Origin of the sequence: Thermogladius sp. KZ2Tp1 (assembly GCF_051131135.1) — an archaeon.
In the GTDB taxonomy this organism is placed as follows: domain Archaea; phylum Thermoproteota; class Thermoprotei_A; order Sulfolobales; family Desulfurococcaceae; genus Thermogladius.
The window spans coordinates 229,860-247,875 of sequence record NZ_CP151274.1; the positions used below are offsets into that span (position 1 = coordinate 229,860).

Below are 18,016 nucleotides of genomic sequence, written 5' to 3' on the forward strand. Positions count from 1 at the left end.
GTTACAACAGATTATAGACGTATGGGGAAGTAGCGGTCAACGATCGCCTCAGGGTTCTCCCTGAGCAATTTGACCGCCCGGGGGAGGGTCTGTAAGACTAGGTCGGGTGTGACTCCGTCCTCGCCTACCTCGCCGGCAGCGATATCCCCAGCTAACCCGTGCACCAACACACCTGCTCTAAGAGCCAGCCCCACGTCTCTCAGCCCGAGGCCGAAAACGCCGGCGACCACCCCGACAAGGACGTCCCCCATACCGGCTTTAGCCATACCGGGGTTTCCTGTCAAGTTTATGTAGACCCTGCCGTCGGGGAAGCCTATCACGCTCCTGGCGGTCTTCAACACGACGTACACCTTGTACTCACTAGCAAACCTGCTTACGTGACCCACGGGGTCGCTCTCTATCTCCTTAATCGAGAGACCCGTCAACCTCGAGAACTCGCCGGGGTGAGGGGTCAGAACCGCCGGCTGCGACCTAGACTTGAGCACGTCAAGCCTGCCGGAGAGTGCCGTGAGCCCGTCTCCGTCTACTATGACCGGCACCTTCACCTCGCCGACAACCCTCGCGACCAGCTCCATTGTCTCCCTGTGGGTTGATAGACCTGGACCTACGGCGACAATGTCTACCCCCGCCTCGTCAACGGTCTTCAATAGCCTTTCGAGGTTCGACAACGATAGGGACCCCTCCTCTGTCTCATCTCCAGGTATGTACACCACTCCGCTGGCCTTCGCAGCCAGTACGGGGACAACGGACTTCGGGGCCAGTAGCCTAGCGTACCCACCCCCGGTCTGGTAGAAGGACACAGAGGCGTAGTAGGGCGCCCCGTAGTAGTACCTCGACCCTGCTACGAGGAGGTATTTGCCGAAAGTGCCTTTGTGACCCCACCTTGACCTCTCGGGGATCTTCACCGGGTAGTTTAGCTCCACCTTTATGCCGGGCAAGTCCAGGAGGGCGGGAGGGTAGGAGAGGGCCGAGACGTAGAGCTTCCCCGAGTAGTAGGCTCCAGGGTGAAGGACGTTCCCGTACTTGGGTAGCCCGAACGTCACTGTCACAGTGCTCTTCACGGCAGCCCCCTCCACCCTCCCGTTGTCAGGGTTAACCCCCGACGGTATGTCAACACTGATGACCGGCTTACCGGAGCTGTTAACCGCCTCGATCACGCTACGCCTGTAGTCCCTGACCTCACCCCTCAACCCCAGACCGAAAATCCCGACGATCAATACAGTCGACCACTCGATCTCTCTTCTCAGCAACTCGAGGTCTCTCTCACTCGACACCGCAGTGACATTAACACCCATCTTCCGCAGGCGTTCCAGGTTCTTAACCATAAGCGTTGACGCCTTGGCCAAGTCCCCGACGACCAGCACTCGCACCTCGGCCCCAGCCGAGTACAACCTCCGCGCGGCCACCAACGCGTCGCCTCCGTTGTTCCCTGTCCCGGCTACAACAAGGAACCTGTTGTCCAAGCCGAACTCCCTTCTAGCAACCTCGTACACAGCCGAACCCGCGTCCTCCATCAGCACCTCGCTGTCAAGGCCGTACTCGCTACTGGCCTTCTCGTCGATCTCCCTCGCTTCCCTAGAGCTTACGACTTTGAAGAACCTCAAACACTCCACTCCCAGAAGGATCTACATTACCCCCTCAGATTTTAACCACGTGACGCATGGGTGTGTTGTCTACGAAGATCCTCTGACGGCTCTCCCCGAGGATCTCGTGCCGGGATACGACTAGGCACCCCCGTGCGCCGCAGACTAGGTATGCGCCGCCCCGGCACTCTATCTTTCTACAGCAGAGGTCGCTCACGAGGCTGTCGAAACCGGACCTCAAGAAGGCGCCTACCCGCACCCAGGTGTCCAGGTCCAGGCTGTCGCCTCCCTGCCTCTGGTAGTACAGGTAGAGGTGCGGCGACACCATCTCAAGCTGTAGCGGGATAGTCTCCCCCTCGGCAGTGTCGACGAACACGCCAAAGCCACCGTAGAAGAAGGAGGTCGCGACGACCCTCACGAGTGGGTCGCTTACGGATCTTGGGTCGACACCTCTTGAGACAGCCCTGCACGCCTCGAGGACAGGCCCCGCGTCGAAGAGGCTGGGGATGTTGGAGACCTCCCTGTAAGAGCCGCCTTTCCTAAGTATGTTGACCCTGTAGTTCAAGGACTGGACCACCACGTAGGCTCTGCTGCGGCCTACGGGGAACTCGTCCAGCAGGAGGGCCAGAGGGCAACTGTACAGCTCGTCGTACTCCCAGGTCAAAGTGATCAACCGTTCCAGCTGGGTGTGGAACGGTTCCAATTAGATTTTGGGTGGAGGGGTTATTTAAAACGGTCCACCTAAGTTGAGCCCAGGTGGTGCGTGTGAGAGCCTGGCTGGCAAGCCTAGGTGGCCTCCTAATACTAGCAGGCCTATTGATAGGGCTGGTAGCAATCCCGTTCGCAAAGGCGCAACCGCAGGACCAGTACAGAGCCCCCGAAAACGTCGATGTAGAAGAGGAGGTCGATATCGCTAACGGGACAATCGCCGTGAGGCCGGCGTTCAACATCACGTTTGACCAGGCCCTGAAGCTGGCCTACGACGTCAGGAACGTGACGTACCCGCTGTTCGAGTGGGAGATATCACACAACGTGACAGCTGCTAACGTGACCCTCAACCTCGGGGACAGGTTCCTGGAGAGGGCCCTCAACCTTAGTAGCGAGAACCTAACCAAGAGGGCAACTGTGATGGCTGTCGTTGCCGCGATCCACTACGGCCACGCTGTTCCGCTGGCCTACCCGGTACTGGGTAAGACGCTCGACGCCCTCTTTAACCAGAACGCTACTAGCGAGCAGATGACCGCTGCCGTCATAAACCTGGCCTCAGACCTGAAGTCGATACTCTCGCAGGCAGTCTCGACAGCCCAGTCTAGGAACCTGACCGTCCCCGCCGGGCTCAGCAACCTGACGGAGCTCGGAGACAAACTGTTGTCTTACGCTCAGTCCAACCTGTCAGCGGGTAACATCTCGCTGGCCTTCAGGCTGGCTATTAAGGCCTACCACACCTACGTCAAGGCCTACGGCCTGCTCGTGACCAACGTCTTCGCCCAGGACCTAAAGCTACCCACAGTTCACCACATAGACGAGCTCCTCCTCAAGGAGAAGTTCGGCAGGGAGACGCTGGTAAAAGTGTTCGAGAGGCTGCCGGAGGGCCTTAAGGAGGTCGTTATAACCAAGATCAAGATCGGCGAGGCCAACGAGACGGAGCAGGTAGTTGAGGTGGTCAGAGAAATAGCGCTACAGTGGAAGCTCAAGGTGAAGGGCGAGGTCGATGGGTACATTAAGAACTTCGTACAAAACATGGTAATGAACGCGACTAACCAGAGCGGTGTGTTGAAGGAGATAAAGGTCAAGTTCAGGGGAGGCGAGGACGAGTTCAGGAACGCCATAGCCCAGATCATACAGAGCGGGCTGAGCCAGAACAAGACGATGGGACAGATAATTGACGAGGTATCCAACTACCTTAGCAACCTGACCAATGGTAAGTTCAACCTAAAAATGGAGATCAAGAGCCAAATACACGAAGTCCATGTTGAGGTAGAACACGAACTGGAAAACGAGGACTAAGTGCGGATAGCCACATACTACTTTTTTAACCTTTTTACCCTAAACCCCCTTCCTGTAACAAGGTGACCAAAGGTGAAAGGTTCGTCGTTACTTGCCTTGAGTTTTTTAACGATAATTATGCTGTTGTCGGGGATGTCTTTATCGCAGCAGGTCTCTAGCATAGGCGTCCGAATAGTGTACGACCCTATTGCAGGTGCGGGGTTCGTAACTTACAATATAGTCTTCAGTAGTGTAGTAGCCACACCCGTGAACTTCACTATAGGCTTGTTGCCGGGCAGTAATATCACAGTACTGAATGTCACGAGTAGCGATGGCACCCCACTACCGTATTTCCACGACCAGCAGGCTAACGTGGTCGCCGTCCTCTTGAATAACACGAGCGGCTTCTCCCTGACCTACAGTATTAGAGACCTCATGACACCGCTGGTGCCGGGCAGCTACTCCGTGACCCTCGACACCTCGGCAATGCCGGGCAGCGTGAGCGTGGACATTTACGTCCCGGGCCTCTACAACGTGAGCTGTGTAGGCCTCCCCTGCTCTACTAGGCTGGACTTCTCGTCTAACACTACAAATATACACGTTGACGGGAGGGGTACACTAATACTCACGCTCACCGTCTACACTCAGGGAGCGGTCTCGCCCACCACACCCCCAACGACGACCTCCCCTGCTATTACCGCTACAACTACAAGCTTGCAGACCACTACTTCGACCCCTACAACACCAACACGGTCGCCAGCGGCAGCCACCACCCCGTCGACAACGCAGGGCCCCCCGTTGGCTTACCCCGCGCTGGTAGTTATAGTACTGGCCGTTCTGGTAGTTCTCGGGGTTATAGGCGTAGTACTGGCTAGGAAGAGGGCTTAAATTTCCTTACACGACTTTTTTACTTAGCGTAAAGGGAGTCGAGGCTTTCATGTTGAGAAAGGCGACTACAGGGCTCTCCGCTCTCTTGGTCGTAGCCTACCTTCTGACCGTTGCGCCGGCTCTCAGCTCGCACCCCCTTATCAGCAATGTGACGTACTACATAATGTACGACCCGCTGGCCCGGAGCGGCTACGCGAGTATTACCTTCAATGTAGACGTCAATACTACGACTCAGTTCTCTATTCAGTTGGTCAACCCGTCTTACGCCAACGCCAGCTTCTTGAACGCGACATTCTCAAACTCCGCCGCTGTGCTCGTACCCCCCTCGTTCAACTCCTCTACAGGGGTCATCGACTTCGTCGCCAACTCGCCGACGACCGCTAACGTCTACCTCTTGCTCTACGACCTCTTCCAGGAGCTAACGCCGGGCTCGTACGAGGCTGTACTCGACTTCACGATGTTCCGCAACACTTCGTTTACGTCTACAATCACCGTACCGGGGGTCTACCAGGTCATCGCCAGGAGGTTCGACTCTCCCACGGAGACTGTATCTGTCTCTTACTCCGCCAACACAACAGTAATAACGTTTAGCTCTCCCGGGCTCTACCACGTAATACTATTAGTACCGATGAACCAGGTGTCTCAGCCGTCTGGCGGAGCACAGACCGTGTCAATGCCCTGGTGGGTTTGGGCGGTAACTGCTCTTCTAGCAGGCACTGTTGCCGCTGCCCTCTACTACTCGCTGAGACGGGGGCGGCTGGAGGTGGAGACCTTGCCGCCTAAGAGGCTCGAGGAGGACGACGTGGTTAGAGAGATAGTCCTGGCCCTAGGAGAGGCGGGCGAGGAGGGTCTCAGACAGAGCGAGCTGGTCTCGATCACGAAGAGGCCCAAGTCCAGTATCAGTAGGAGGGTCAAGAGACTGCTCGAAGAAGGCTATGTCGAAGTAGAGCGGGTAGGTAAATACAACGTCCTGAAGCTGACCGAGAAAGGTGTTCTTCTCTATAAAAGGTTGAAGAAATGAGCGAGCTCCAGCCAATCTACGGCTACGGCTTCTTTCACGTACACGACTCGGGGCTCGTGGACCAGACAATAGTGTTTCTCTACTCCGACCCAGGCAGACTGTACCTCGAGATCTCCAAAGACCCCGTTAAACGTGGTAGAGAGATAGAGCTCCTCGCCAGGAACATGCAGTATTTCCTCGACGAGGAGCGAGTGTATATCAACAACAAGAGGGTATACCCGGTAGTGAAAGACGTGGACATCGGCGTTGCAGGGCTGGAGAACCTCGCGTACATCGTCTTTAAGATCGTGTTCAAGGGCGAGCTGAGAAAGGGGCTGAACCACTACTTAAACGAGTACGAGGAGGAGACCGCCGAGTACGACTACACGGTATACTGGGTTTTCCCCGAGAACGCGAGATTCGTCAGGGCCTCATTGAACGTCCCATACGAGGTCGTGCTCGAGGGCAGGGGGGTCAAGTTCACGGTAGCGAGGGGGACGAGGCTACCGGGAAGGGAGGAGATCGTGTTCGACTTAAGGTAGTTCGGCCAGTTCGATCGTGGGTAGCGCTGAGGCGCTAAACGTTATAACTCTCGAAGAGTATGAAGGTAAGATTGATGATGTAAGGGGACCTCACAAGAGGTCGTCCTGAACTGTGATGTGGGGCCAAAGCGCTGAACACCTCGTTACGGGTTGGAGAACGACATGCCGAGGAGGCGGGTAATCGACTACAGGCAGTTCCCGTTTCTAATAAAGCGAGAAGAGCTATCAGACCTGCTAAGAGGCGCACCCTTAGAGCAGCTCGTGGAACAAGAGGACTCACCCATACGCCTGAGGGTGCTTCAGAACCTCGACAAGATCGTGACCGAGGGCACTCCAGCGGAGCCCAGCTTACCCCTAGAACACGAGGTCGCGGCTTATTACGCCCTCGCCATGTTGGCGAAGTCGCTGGCCGAGAGAAGGCTTTACACTAAGATCGCTGTAGCGTACTCTAAACAGGCGGGTAATCTGCTAGAAGGGCTCGACGACGAGACGCTGGTAGGTATAGGGCAGAAGCTCGGGCTAGACGTCGAGCTGAACGACCAGCCCCACAAGATCCCCCTCCACTTGAAGAAGGGAACCGTGGTGTACAGGGCCCTGAGCTTCTCTATGGGCTTGAAGTCCTACCTAGCGGTAGTATCCGCAAGGCTCTCCCAGGACAAGAAATACCATATATCCAGCAACGTCGTGTCCAAGGGGAGGGTCTACCTCGACAAAGAGACCTATACGAGAGTGTTAGAGGAGGCGATATACCAGCACGTGCTTAAGACACTCGAGGCTCTGGAGCCTTTGAGAGTTGACCAAAAACTGCTGGAAGAGGCGCGGAAAATCGCCCAAGTAAAGGGGGCGGCGTCCTCTGACATCGCTGGTGAGCAAGGAGTACAGGTTGTCAAAGAGGAGGCTTTCCCTCCCTGCGTTAAGAGGGCTATTGAGCGCCTAAGGCAGGGCGAGAACGTCTCCCACGCCGAGAGGTTCCTCATAGCCACCTTCCTGCTTAACATAGGTCTCGAAGTAGACCAGGTCGTGGAGATCTTCAGCTCCGCACCCGACTTCAACGAGAAGGTCACGCGCTACCAGGTCGAGCATTTGGCAGGCCTGAGAGGCGGTAGGAAGAAGTACAGCCCCTATAGCTGCGACAAACTAAAGGCTCTCGGGGTCTGCCCTATTCTAGACCGGTGCGACGGGAGGAACCCCTTGTCGGTTTACTACAGGAATTTGAGGAGAGGGAGGACAGGCGCGCTAGAGAGACCGGGAGATCTTGTCCGCGAGGAGGTAGGCAGCGTAGACGGAGAGGGAGACCACCAGGGCGGTGAAGACGAGGTCTCCGACATTAGTGCTCATGGGGAGTCCTACACCCCCAGTTAAGGAGGTCTGGTTCCCGCTTAAGAGGGACACCCTCTCGCCGAAATCCAACAATACATCACCCGAGACAACCCCCTCGTAGACGTAGTACGCTGTAGGACCACTACTCAACTTCGTGAAACCTACGTTCGACTTCAACTCCACATTCGGTGGTATCTCTACCTGGATAAAGGCGGGGGCGAGTCCGTTGAAAACGAGCCTGATCGAGGTATTGTTGACCTGTTCCACGCTGAGCCTGTCGTGGACTAGCCTGTCGACCCTTATTACAACGCTAGTGTCGTTCCCGACACCGATCGAAATCACCTCCCTCCTTACAATTGAAGTCAAGTTCAATGTGGAGAAGAGGCCGTTAAGGCTGACCCTCACCATCACACCCCCGTTAGGCGACTGAACAGAGTAGGTATACGCATAGAACACCGGGATCATGGTCACCGGCTCGTAGTACAGGTCTTTGATCAGCATTACATTGGTCTTCTCGTAGCTCTCAACCTGTTTGACCCCCTTGTGTACGAGGTCGACGTCGAACAAGACAATGTTCTCTTTAAACCCGCTCCAGTCTAAGACGTCCCATCCCAGGCTCTCGTTGAAGGATAGGACAATAGGTGGGTTGAAAACACCGATAGAAGCATAGGATAAGTTGCTCTCGGCCTGTAGCGAAGTGGAGTTGACGACGTTCAGTGGAGCGGAGGAGATCGAGTCGATCCACCTGCTTATGTTTGCGCTATACATAGTTACCCCGTTCACGACGGCTATCTCTATGTCTGCTCTCACCAGGTATGTGACCCTCATGTAGAAGGAACTAGCCCCGCTGTTTACAAAATTTCTCGGAGTGTACTCACCGCTAGTAGCTACTTCGAGAAGGCCGTCGTAGTAAATCGTGGTGTGGGCGATTCTAGTTTGAGGCTCCGCGTAGAGGACCGTGTTGGGGAGAGCCAATACTCCTGCTAGCAGTACTACTAGTAGAAGCCTCTCCATGATTCAAACCGGTTTAATACAATGTCGCGAGTGTTTAAAACGGTTCCACCCACTCCACCTTTAAACAACCTATTTAAAACTCCTACTTCTTTAACCTAAAAGGATCGAGGTGGTTGCTTGGAGGGTATTAGACACACCAGTACTGTGATCTACATGACCCTACCCGACAACACAAAAGCCTTTATCAGGTACAGGGTCGAGAACAACGTTATGAAGCTACTCGAAACGTACACGCCACCTCAGCACAGGGGTAAGGGGATAGCCGGCCAGTTAATGGAGTACGCTGTAAACATGGCGAAGGAAAACGGGTACTTAATAGAGCCGATCTGTAGCTACTCGATTTACTACTTCTTGAAGCACAAAGAAGCGAGAGAGCTGCTTGCCGAACCATACAGGAGTATGAGCGATGAAGAACTGAAGAGCTTGTTCGAGAAGCGGCTCGAGGAGGAGAAGTCTAAAGAGGGTGAGTAGTGCCGAGAGTCAAGTTCATGCTTTGGCTCAAGGACAAGACGGGGGTCTCCGAAGAGTTCATAAGCGCGGGTAGTCTATCGGAGTTGGTCAACACGTTGAGCTCGAAGTACAGGGTCTTGGACGAGCTCTATCAAAGAGGGGAGCTGATCGTCCTGGTAAACGGGGTGTCGGTCAACCCCGCAGCGCCGGTTAGCTTGAAGGAGGAGGACGAGGTGGTCTTGCTCCCCCCGGTGTCCGGGGGCTAGAAGCACAGCCGCGCGACTCGCTCTACAGCTGTGTCCAAGTCTAGCGGCGAGGACACCACTACACCGTCAACGACTTTTTTGAGGCTCTCACATACACCTCTTAATTGGTCTGGGTCGATGAAAGGCTGCCCGAGTTGCTCGAACAAACTCCTACTCTTCTCGAGGGCCAGCAAGACAAACGGGTAAACCCTTACACCTCGCTCTCTAGCAACCTTAGAGACCTCGACCATCTTGTCCATATTGCCCAGACCGAAGTGTATGACCATAACGTAGTCGGGGTTCTTTAACAGGCGGGCTTGTATGTTGTCCGTGGAGAACCTCATACTCACGATGAGCCCTAGGTCGACACCTTTCACTCTCTCTTTTATGAAAGTCAGCGCTTCCTCGGAGTCTGCTTCCAAGGTTTCACCGAAGGCTGGCTTGTCACCCCTTAGCAATGTGACACCCTTAAAGCCGAACTCCTTCGCTGTCAGAACCGTTGAGTACGCGTGGAGGAGGTTCACGTCCACAAGCCTAGTGCTAACGTAGACCCCTAACTCGAACTTCGTCCTCAAGTAGACGCCTACTGACGCGGCCAATAGTGCCGGTATGCCTGCGGGGTTCTCGGGGACGAAGACGCTGAAACCAAGGTCTTTGAGCCGGGGAGCTAATTTGTCGACCCCCTTCTTTGAGAAAGAGGGGAGCTCCACTATGATCTCCAAACGCCGTCACCGTGTCTCGGTTTATGGCCTTTGTATCCGGCAGTAGGTGTATAAACGTTTCCTACTCCAAACACCCGTCAGCAGGTTAATATGTGGTCGGCGCTATCGTTATAAGTTAGAACCTACGGTGGTGATGAGGTGAACCAGCTCGAAGCGAGTAAGTACCGTGTGGGCGACTACTGTATTGGGGGTATACTTGGCGAGTGCCCAACGTGGCTGGTGGGTTCCATATTCTACATGGGAGATAAGCTTCTTACAAGCAGCGGTTTTGACAAGAATTCGGCACGCGAGAAGGTAGAGGAGGCTATTAGTATATGTGAAAGGCACGGGCTTGTACTAGCCCTCGACGTGGTCTTTCCGCGAGAAGAGCTCGTCGACGACATCCTAAGCTTCGTGGGAGAATTCGACATCCCGTTGTTCCTGGATTCCCCAGATCCCGCGGTGAGGGCTAAAGCGTATCTAAGGGCTTCCGAGATGGGTCTGAAGAGGTTGTCGATCGCGAACGGCCTGTACGTGGACAGCCCGCGCGAGGAGCTGGAGGCGTTGAGGAATAGCGGGATCGAGACCAGCGTTCTCATGGCGTTCGATCCCAGAGACCCCTATACCTCCATAGAGCCGGAGAAGAGGCTTCAGATAGTGAGAAGGTTGCTTGACACGGCTAGAGACACGGGTGTAAAGAACGTGTTGGTCGACACTGTGGTACTAGACCCGTCCTCGATATATCTGAGCGGTGAAGCGATACGCAGGATCAAGTCCGAGCTCAAGCTACCCTCCGGTAGCGCGCCCGCAAACGCGCTCGGCGGGGCCACTAAGGAGAGGCTAGGCGTTGAGGGGGCGGTTGGTGTTCATGGCGGTGCTGCGGCTTTTCTGAGGATGATGGGGGCGGACTTCGTAATGTACGGTCCCGTCTCTAGAGCAAAGTACGTTGCCCCGGTCGTATCCATGGTCGACTCTCTCCTGGGTTACGGGCTAAGGAGGTCTGGTGTCAGGATAGAGGGTAAGCACCCTGTCAAGGCCCTGTTAAAGGAGTTGCAGCAGATCTTCACAAGGGGCTGAGCCGGAGGCTGTCAATCCACACGTTCATGTAGTCCGCTACCTTGGGTAATTCGACGAAGAGCATCTTTCCCGCGATCTCCCTGAAGTCGACCAGGTACTCTCTGTCCAAGAACGCAACCCTCAACCCTGGGAGAACCAGGTTGCCTACGACCAACACTCTTTCTCTGTCAACTTGGGGTACCAGCCCTATAGCCATGGCGTCCTCAAGGTCAAGGGCCGCGCCGAAACTGCCGGCGACCACGACTTGCCTCAGGTCGCTTGACGACACTCCGGCCTCCCTCATGAGGATTCTAATACCAGATTTCACCGCCGCAACAGCCTTCTGCAAGTTCCTCACGTCTAGCTGGGATACGTAGAGGTCCTTAGAGGGGTCGATGTAGAATACCTTCAGCCCGCCTTCAATGGTCGCATAGCCGGTAGTGAACTTGCCGTTCTCGTCCACTAGTCCATGACGTCTCAAGTCGGCGACTATGCTTACGAGCGCCGGACCTAAAATGCCTGAGGTTGAGACCAGGTACTTGTAGCTGAAGACGGGCCTGCCGTTCTCCAGCCTGTCTATTCTCGCCTCGTATACGCCTCCTTGGACTATAGTGGACCCTCTCGAGACCCCCGTTTCGAAAGCTGGACCGCTCGGCGTGCTGGTCCCGTACACGACTTCTTCCTTGACGAGGAAGATCTCGGTGTTGGTGCCTATATCGATCAGCAAGTAGGGGGTCTCTAACCTCAGTTCTAAGGTGGCAACGAGGTCCGCGTAAGCGTCGCCTCCGAGGTAGCCGTGCAGCATGGGAAAGCCCAGCACAAGCCTACCCCCCAGGCTGTCTAAGATGGGGCCGCGAGTTGGGGGCTGGTAAGGGTATTCAGCCAGGCTGTCGAGTTTTAGACCGAAGAAGATCGACTCCATTACGCTGTTCCCTGCTAGTAGCACTAGGCCTGCGTTGTGCTTGTCTGCTATCTCGGACACTAGGCCGCGCAGTCTCGTCGTCATATCGTCCATGTACCGCTTGTCTTCCAACGCCTTCGTCAACCTCGTTATGATGTCGGCCCCGTAGTCTTGAAGCGGGGTAAAGACGGAGTCCTCGGCCAGAACATCACCCTCGAGGTCCACGACCTGGTACGCTGTCTTAGTAGTCCCCAGGTCTACTAAGAGAGCCCGCTGGAGATCCGTGGTAAGCTCTACCACGCGGTCTAGAACCCTGAACAGCCTGGGTTTGACTTTTGTTACAACGGGCTCGACCCTTCTAGGGTTAACGACAACGGTGTTTATTCTGACGGGCTTTGCTAGCCCCGGGAAGAGCTCTACCTCGACGTCGCTTAGGACTCTGGTCTGGCAGGCCAGCCTTACGGGTCCCGTATAGCCTAGTGCCCTCTCGTACTTTGAAGGCGGAGACGTCGAGCCTTTCTTAACGACGACGCGGCAAAGGCCGCAGAGACCCCTACCTCCACACGGTAGCGCTATAACGCCGTTCTTTGCGAGTATCTCGCCCAGATTACCGCCGCTAACCCCCCTCAGCACCCTGTTACCTACTACGATATTGACCTCGCTCAAGCCTGAACCTCCATTAACTTCTCCACTAGTTTAACGGCCTCTATTGCGTTAGGGGCCCAGCCGTCGGCCCCAATCTCTTTCGCGAACTCTGGAGTCGTGGCCGCCCCGCCTACAATAACCTTCACTCTACTCCTTAACCCACGCCTTGTAAGCTCATCTATGACAGTTTTCATGTACCTGGCAGTCGTCGTGAGCAGGGCGCTCATGCCTACGATGTCAGGCTTGTACTTCTCGACGGCCTCAATGAACTTCTCCACGGAGACGTCTACGCCTAGGTCTATAACCTCGTGTCCAGCCGCCTGGAGCATGATGGCTACAAGCGTCTTGCCTATGTCGTGCACGTCTCCCTTCACAGTCCCTATAACGATCCTTGCCCTCTTCACGGCCTTCATTCTCGAGGCCTCCTCTCTCAACCTGGGCTCGAGGATCCTCATGGCCTCCTTGAAGATACTAGCCGCCTCGATCAGCTCAGCTATGAAGTAGTCTCCGCTCTCGTAAAGCCTCCCGATCTCCTCCATGGCTTTGCTCAGGGAGTCGAGTATTATCTTGGAGGCGGGGATACCCTCGTCTAGAGCGGCTTTCACGTTTCTCAAAACACAGTCTTTCTCGAGGTTCACCAGGCACTCTCTTGCCTCTTCGAGGCTCAACTGCTTACCCTCTCGGTTATATTATATCCCTCACATAGTATCTGCACAAATTAAGCGTTAGAAGGTGACCAGCACGTGAAGACGAGCCACGTGGGCAGCTTCCCGTTGGAGTTCAGCTTGGAGAACGTGAGCTTGATAGCGAGAGACCTCCACGAGGTGGGCGTGGATGTACCCCCCTACCCGCAGTTGAGGAACTTCATAGAAATATACATGGAGCCTCTGGTAGCCGGTGGCTTTGTAACGCTGAGAGGTGAGAGCTATTTCCTAAGCAAGAGCCTGGGGGCCGAGGACGTGGTTTTCGAGGGTAGGATAGAGGAGGCGGAGGTCTTTGTAGACCACGCGCGGAGTTTAGGCTTCAGGGGTTTGAGAGCCCCGGTTACAGGGCCTTTCACACTCTCGAGTAAGGTCTTGCTCGCGGAGGGGGGCGGGCTAGAGTCCACGGGCCTAGCGAACGCGGACGTAGTGAGAACCATGGCGAGGTACGTCAATGGCGTCCTGAAGTACATGGAGAGGCTGGGCTTCAACTACCTCTTCATAGACGAGCCCATACTAGGGGTGATTGTGGGCGCGCGTAGATTTCTCTTCGGCTGGGATGAGGGAAGCATAGCAGACGTGATTGAGACCGTTTTCAAAGGGATAGGCGGGTACCACGGGATCCACGTCTGTGGCAGGGTCAGTAGGAGGCTATTCGACCTGCTAGTCGACGTCCCCGTAGTAGACTTCCTCAACTTCGAGTTTCACGACTCTCCAGAAAACGTAAATATAGTGGACGGCGAGAGACTGTCGTTTAAAGGAAAAGTTCTGGCTCCAGGTGTGGCCAGTAGCAAGAGGCCTGAAATAGAAAGTGTAGAGGAAATTAGAGGTCTACTGAGAGAGCTTCTCGCGAAGGCAAGAGGGAGAGTCGACCTGGTCTCTGCTGACTGTGGCTTCGGTGGGCTGTCAACCGCCTCGGGCTCTAGGAGGGAAGCCTACGAGGTCGCGTTGAAGAAGCTCGCTAACATTAAGAAGGCGGTACTCGACCTCTCTTAGCACGTCCTCCGAGGAACGGTTGTCGACGTTTATAAGACTCTCATGGACTCTTAATTATATTCTAGAGCCGCCGTAGCTCAGCCGGGTAGAGCGCCGGCCTTGTAAGCCTCGTCTCCTAAGGCCCGGGAGAGCCGGTGGTCGCGGGTTCAAGTCCCGCCGGCGGCTCTACTAGGAGGTGAATGCCGTGCAGGTCGAGTTCAAGGTTATTGGTAGCGACAAGGTCTCTGCCATTGGTCTAGGAACCTGGGCTATCAGAGACTATGGTAAGGCGTACGAGGCCTACCTGTACGCTCTGAGTAGTGGGGTCAACAATGTCGACACGGCCGAGATGTACGACGGTGGGAAAGCCGAGGAATTTGTCGGCAAGCTAGTCAAAGCCGTCGGCAGAGACAACGTGTTCATAACGACGAAGATGTTGCCCGACAGGCTTGTCGACAAAGACCTCATCATCAAGGCCGCCAGAGCTGCCTTGAGAAGATTAGGGGTAAACTACGTGGACTTGTACCTGATCCACTGGCCTAACACGTCTATAAGTATGGAAGAGCAGGTCAGGAACTTCGAGATCGTGGCGAAAGAGGGGCTGACTAGGTACATTGGCGTTAGCAACTTCGACCTCAGCGAGCTAGATAGGGCAATACACGCTCTCTCAAGGGAGAGGATAGTTGTAGACCAAGTCCACTACAGCGTACTACATAAAGGAGAGGTTGAAGAGACTCTCCTCCCGTTCTGCCGCGCGAACAACATCGCGGTCCAGGCGTATACGCCGCTCGAGAGGGGCGCCGTTGTAACTCACCCGGTGGTACAAAGGATCGCCTCCAAGTACGGGAGGACACCCGTACAGGTCGCCTTGAACTACCTGATAAGCCAGGACAACGTCATCCCCATACCCAAGGCTGAGAAAATAGAACACGTAAAGGAGATAATGGGCTCTATGGGCTGGAGGATGAGGAGAGAAGACCTAGAGGAACTCAAGAGAATATAGCTCGGCTAGACCTCTCTCCTCGCTCTGGAGGGGTGCGTAAAAGGGGTCACAGCACGTTAAACATCTTTTGAGTGGTCTTGTTTGTTCAACGTCGTCAAGCTACTGGAGCTGAAGGAGAAGCTCAGAGAGGAGGTCCGGGGCCTACTGAGCGAGAGAGAAGCCCGAGAGGCCGAGAACGATCCCCACGCTAAAAGGAGGCCTAGGCCTTGCGGTCTGACCATCCACACCTCGATCGGATGCTTCTTTCAGTGTAGGTACTGCTACATATACGATATGGGGTTCCCAGCGAAGGCGAGCCCGTACCCGCTTAGCGGTATCCAGGTCGTCTACGCGCTCCTCTCAAACAAGTACTTCATACCGTCTCTGCATGGGACATACCTCGCAATCGGTAGCGTATCAGAGCCTTTCCACCCCCTAGTAAAGGAGCGGACTATTGAGTACGTTCGGGCGTTCTACACGTACTTGGGTAACCCAGTCCAGTTCTCGACCAAGGCATATATCAGCAGAGACGATGCCGCGAGAATAGCCGGTGCGAGTAGGGGGCTAATATCCCCGCTTGTCTCAGTCGTCACTCTGAGCAAGTGGAGCGAACTCGAACCCTACGCACCGAGGCCCGAACTCAGGCTCGAGACTATTAAGAACCTTAGAGAGACAGGGTTAAAGCCCTTCCTCTTCCTCAGACCCATAATACCTGGCGTTACTGAGCGCGAGTACAAGGAGGTAGTTGACAAAGCCCTCGAGTACGGCGCGGTGGGGGTCGTAGCGGGCGGGTTGAGGGTTACGAAAGGCATTATAAAGAATTTGAAGGAGTCGGGCGTCGATATAAGGGAGGTGTTAAAAAGGGTAGACGTCCCAGTCGAGAAGATGAAAAACGGGGTCCAGTACGATGTCTACACAGGCGACATCAAGTCCGGTATCCAGAAGTACGCGTTGAAGAGGGGCTTGCTGTTTTTCCCCTCAGCCTGCATGGCGAACTTGTACACCCACGGGATGAGGTGCTGGAAGATGGGTTTGTACGGAGTCGAAGTAGGCGGAATGAGAAGGCCCCGCGTCGACGAAGTCACCTCGCTCTTTGAGAGACTGGGGTTCGAAGCTTCCTCGGTGACGTTGGGTGCGGCCACAATAGTTGCCAAGGGGAAGTGCGTGAACTGCGACCCTACGTATGTATCCGAGGTTGTCCTACACGAGTTCAAGATGTGCCCCAGGCTCAGGTTAAGCAAGGGTTGACGAGATTTAATCCCTATAACCCCTCTTACCACGAGATCAAAGTGGGAGAGACTAGGAGTAGTGCCGGAGACATGGGCACGTGCTCTTTTTGCGGGAGGTCCTCGAGGACGATCTCGTCCTTTCTGGGAGTTTGCGTAGACTGCCTGAGGAAGAACAAAGGCGCGCTCTACCATGTATTAAAGATTCACGAAGAGGTCCGAAGGGAGCTGGGCAAACGGCAGGAGCCCACCGGCAACGGCTTGAAGTGTACCGTGTGCGGTAGGTCTTGCTCTCTACGCGACGGGGAGGTCGGCTATTGCGGGCTCAGATACTCGACTACCGGGAAGGTGTCCGCCTTCCTTAGGGCGGATACTATGCTGGGCCACGTGTACTACGACCCTCACCCAACGAACTGCGTAGCGGTTGAGGTGTGCCCGGCGGCTAAAGGGGTTGGCTACCCGGTCTACGCCCTCACCCCCAACGGGGAGCCGGGTTACTACAACATCGCTGTATTTTTCGGTTCTTGTAATTTGAACTGTCTCTTCTGCCAGAACTGGGAACACCACCTTATAGCAGTTAGAAAGGGGCCCAGCTTCACTATTGACGACCTTGGGAAGGCTGTAAACGGGCAGACAACCTGCGTCTGCTTCTTCGGTGGAGACCCGTCTGTGTTCTCCACCGCAGCTATCATCGCCGCGAAAAGAATGGTAAAAAGGGCAAAAGAAGTCGGGCTCAGGGTTTTCAGAGTCTGCTGGGAGACCAACGGGCTCTGGAATCCGGCGATTTTCGAAAAGGCGGTCGAGCTCTCACTAGAGACGGGGGGCATAGTCAAGGTCGACATGAAGGCGTGGAGCCCAGAGGTCTACAGTGCGCTGACGGGGGTGAGGCCCGAACACGTTCACCTGATCAGGGAGAACGTGGAAAGAGCTGCGAAGCTATTTGAAAAAAGGAGAGAGCCCCCGCTACTAGTCGTATCGGTACTACTTGTACCAGGGTATATAGACGACTACGAGCTAGACGGTATCACGAAGTTTGTCGCGGGCCTGAACCCCGACATACCCGTCGTCTTTCTGGGCTTCCACCCGGACTTCTACCTCAACGACCTACCAAGGACGAGTTGGTCTCACGCTAGGAGGGCGTTGAAAATCGCGGAGGAGAACGGGCTTAGAAGGGTCTATTTGGGGAACACGTTCCTCCTCGGAAACGCTTACGACTGACCTGAAGCGGTCTTCCCGAGGTCTCTAGCCAGAGTGGCGAGCATCGATACGAGCGAGACTAGCTCGGGGACGGCGGCGCCCGGCGGAAAGTTGGACGCGAAGTGGGCTGTCCAGACCCCTAAATTGACGAGCCCTAGGGCGGCAATCACTGCCCCCTCGACAGAGGTCTCCATGGCGTGTACCACCATGTAGGCTATTGAGGCCAAGAAGAAGAGTAGAGAGACGTAGAAGTGCAGCCTCCCGTAGTCCTCCGGGTAAACACCTATCATGGTCAGAGAGTAGCCTCCTAACACGAGCAGGGCTCTGTAGGGTGCGGCGAGGTGGCGTGCTACCGAGGTCGCGTATACCAACAGGATAGCCCCCGTGGTGGACACCAACCCGTTAAACACCACAGCTGTCAGGCCGTTCCCGATTCTCCCAAGATCGCTGAATGCGTTCTCCCAGATGTTAAACCAGGGGGTGCACCAGGCGAGGAGCAGTAGAGAGAGGAGAGACGCGATAAAGGGTGAGACGAGGATTAAGGGTCTTGCCTCCACCGAGGACACCAAGTTTTTATTCGACCGCGGGTCTCTTAAATAGGTAG

Annotated in this window: 18 protein-coding genes and 1 tRNA gene; 13 read left to right on the plus strand and 6 right to left on the minus strand. The window is 55.3% G+C overall.

Translation table 11 applies throughout. The features are described from left to right. Positions 1 to 11: 11 nt before the first annotated feature. Both WLZ34_RS01170 and WLZ34_RS01175 read right to left on the minus strand, forming a co-directional pair. Complete coding sequence (locus WLZ34_RS01170) at positions 12 to 1,613, minus strand: NAD(P)H-hydrate dehydratase (RefSeq protein ID WP_434731553.1); 1,602 nt, start codon at positions 1,611 to 1,613, stop codon at positions 12 to 14. A 25-nt stretch (positions 1,614 to 1,638) separates the two neighbouring features. Further along, positions 1,639 to 2,256 carry a hypothetical protein gene (locus WLZ34_RS01175; protein WP_434731554.1) on the minus strand — a complete coding sequence of 206 codons (618 nt, stop codon included), beginning with the start codon at positions 2,254 to 2,256 and terminating at the stop codon, positions 1,639 to 1,641. Positions 2,257 to 2,348: 92 nt separating this feature from the next. Between WLZ34_RS01175 and WLZ34_RS01180 the strand changes: the two genes are divergently transcribed. The 7 genes from WLZ34_RS01180 to WLZ34_RS01210 all read left to right on the plus strand — a co-directional run bounded on the left by WLZ34_RS01180 (position 2,349) and on the right by WLZ34_RS01210 (position 9,049). Beyond that, positions 2,349 to 3,590, plus strand: a complete 1,242-nt coding sequence (locus WLZ34_RS01180; protein ID WP_434731555.1) for a hypothetical protein — start codon at positions 2,349 to 2,351, stop codon at positions 3,588 to 3,590. A gap of 132 nt (positions 3,591 to 3,722) precedes the next feature. Continuing rightward, positions 3,723 to 4,457 (plus strand): hypothetical protein, encoded by a 735-nt coding sequence (locus WLZ34_RS01185; protein WP_434731556.1) that lies wholly within the window; start codon positions 3,723 to 3,725, stop codon positions 4,455 to 4,457. A 49-nt stretch (positions 4,458 to 4,506) separates the two neighbouring features. Beyond that, on the plus strand, positions 4,507 to 5,478 hold the full coding sequence (locus WLZ34_RS01190) for a helix-turn-helix transcriptional regulator (RefSeq protein WP_434731557.1): 972 nt from the start codon (positions 4,507 to 4,509) through the stop codon (positions 5,476 to 5,478). Next, on the plus strand, positions 5,475 to 5,999 hold the full coding sequence (locus tag WLZ34_RS01195) for a hypothetical protein (RefSeq protein ID WP_428724077.1): 525 nt from the start codon (positions 5,475 to 5,477) through the stop codon (positions 5,997 to 5,999). The genes WLZ34_RS01190 and WLZ34_RS01195 overlap by 4 nt, the downstream gene beginning before the upstream one ends. A gap of 162 nt (positions 6,000 to 6,161) precedes the next feature. After that, on the plus strand, positions 6,162 to 7,361 hold the full coding sequence (locus WLZ34_RS01200) for a DNA primase (RefSeq protein ID WP_434731558.1): 1,200 nt from the start codon (positions 6,162 to 6,164) through the stop codon (positions 7,359 to 7,361). 1,125 nt (positions 7,362 to 8,486) lie between these two features. Next, entirely contained in the window at positions 8,487 to 8,804 is a 318-nt protein-coding gene (locus tag WLZ34_RS01205; protein WP_434731988.1) for a GNAT family N-acetyltransferase, read from the plus strand. Next, complete coding sequence (locus WLZ34_RS01210; protein WP_434731559.1) at positions 8,804 to 9,049, plus strand: MoaD/ThiS family protein; 246 nt, start codon at positions 8,804 to 8,806, stop codon at positions 9,047 to 9,049. The genes WLZ34_RS01205 and WLZ34_RS01210 overlap by 1 nt, the downstream gene beginning before the upstream one ends. Here the strand turns inward: WLZ34_RS01210 and WLZ34_RS01215 are convergent. Further along, a complete protein-coding gene (locus WLZ34_RS01215; RefSeq protein ID WP_434731560.1) occupies positions 9,046 to 9,750 on the minus strand; it encodes a hypothetical protein in 705 nt (234 codons plus the stop codon). The two genes, WLZ34_RS01210 and WLZ34_RS01215, sit on opposite strands and share 4 nt — an antisense overlap. A gap of 138 nt (positions 9,751 to 9,888) precedes the next feature. Here WLZ34_RS01215 and WLZ34_RS01220 point away from each other — a divergent pair, with 138 nt between their 5' ends. Continuing rightward, complete coding sequence (locus WLZ34_RS01220) at positions 9,889 to 10,806, plus strand: tetrahydromethanopterin S-methyltransferase subunit H (RefSeq protein ID WP_434731561.1); 918 nt, start codon at positions 9,889 to 9,891, stop codon at positions 10,804 to 10,806. Here the strand turns inward: WLZ34_RS01220 and WLZ34_RS01225 are convergent. Continuing rightward, positions 10,793 to 12,352, minus strand: coding sequence for an ASKHA domain-containing protein (locus WLZ34_RS01225; protein ID WP_434731562.1), 1,560 nt, complete (start codon positions 12,350 to 12,352; stop codon positions 10,793 to 10,795). The genes WLZ34_RS01220 and WLZ34_RS01225 overlap by 14 nt on opposite strands. Beyond that, entirely contained in the window at positions 12,349 to 12,999 is a 651-nt protein-coding gene (locus tag WLZ34_RS01230) for a cobalamin B12-binding domain-containing protein (protein ID WP_434731563.1), read from the minus strand. The genes WLZ34_RS01225 and WLZ34_RS01230 overlap by 4 nt, the downstream gene beginning before the upstream one ends. 75 nt (positions 13,000 to 13,074) lie before the next feature. Here WLZ34_RS01230 and WLZ34_RS01235 point away from each other — a divergent pair, with 75 nt between their 5' ends. The 5 genes from WLZ34_RS01235 (at position 13,075) to WLZ34_RS01255 (ending at position 17,433) form a co-directional block, all read left to right on the plus strand. Then, positions 13,075 to 14,028: a methionine synthase gene (locus WLZ34_RS01235; protein WP_434731564.1), complete on the plus strand. Its 954-nt coding sequence runs from the start codon at positions 13,075 to 13,077 to the stop codon at positions 14,026 to 14,028. Positions 14,029 to 14,094: 66 nt separating this feature from the next. Beyond that, a tRNA-Thr gene (locus WLZ34_RS01240) sits at positions 14,095 to 14,193 on the plus strand. 19 nt (positions 14,194 to 14,212) lie between these two features. Continuing rightward, positions 14,213 to 15,010 carry an aldo/keto reductase gene (locus tag WLZ34_RS01245; protein ID WP_434731565.1) on the plus strand — a complete coding sequence of 266 codons (798 nt, stop codon included), beginning with the start codon at positions 14,213 to 14,215 and terminating at the stop codon, positions 15,008 to 15,010. Between the two features lie 81 nt (positions 15,011 to 15,091). Beyond that, positions 15,092 to 16,237: a radical SAM protein gene (locus tag WLZ34_RS01250; RefSeq protein ID WP_434731566.1), complete on the plus strand. Its 1,146-nt coding sequence runs from the start codon at positions 15,092 to 15,094 to the stop codon at positions 16,235 to 16,237. 41 nt (positions 16,238 to 16,278) lie between these two features. Then, entirely contained in the window at positions 16,279 to 17,433 is a 1,155-nt protein-coding gene (locus tag WLZ34_RS01255; protein ID WP_434731567.1) for a radical SAM protein, read from the plus strand. Here the strand turns inward: WLZ34_RS01255 and WLZ34_RS01260 are convergent. Beyond that, positions 17,424 to 17,978: a DUF998 domain-containing protein gene (locus WLZ34_RS01260; RefSeq protein WP_434731568.1), complete on the minus strand. Its 555-nt coding sequence runs from the start codon at positions 17,976 to 17,978 to the stop codon at positions 17,424 to 17,426. The two genes, WLZ34_RS01255 and WLZ34_RS01260, sit on opposite strands and share 10 nt — an antisense overlap. Between the last annotated feature and the right edge of the window lie 38 nt (positions 17,979 to 18,016).

Bases quoted from the DNA above. Each gene is read 5' to 3' on its own strand.
- WLZ34_RS01195 (WP_428724077.1), top strand. From the start codon at position 5,475: ATGAGCGAGCTCCAGCCAATCTACGGCTACGGCTTCTTTCACGTACAC.
- WLZ34_RS01205 (WP_434731988.1), top strand. From the start codon at position 8,487: ATGACCCTACCCGACAACACAAAAGCCTTTATCAGGTACAGGGTCGAG.
- WLZ34_RS01185 (WP_434731556.1), top strand. From the start codon at position 3,723: ATGTCTTTATCGCAGCAGGTCTCTAGCATAGGCGTCCGAATAGTGTAC.
- WLZ34_RS01200 (WP_434731558.1), top strand. From the start codon at position 6,162: ATGCCGAGGAGGCGGGTAATCGACTACAGGCAGTTCCCGTTTCTAATA.
- WLZ34_RS01190 (WP_434731557.1), top strand. From the start codon at position 4,507: ATGTTGAGAAAGGCGACTACAGGGCTCTCCGCTCTCTTGGTCGTAGCC.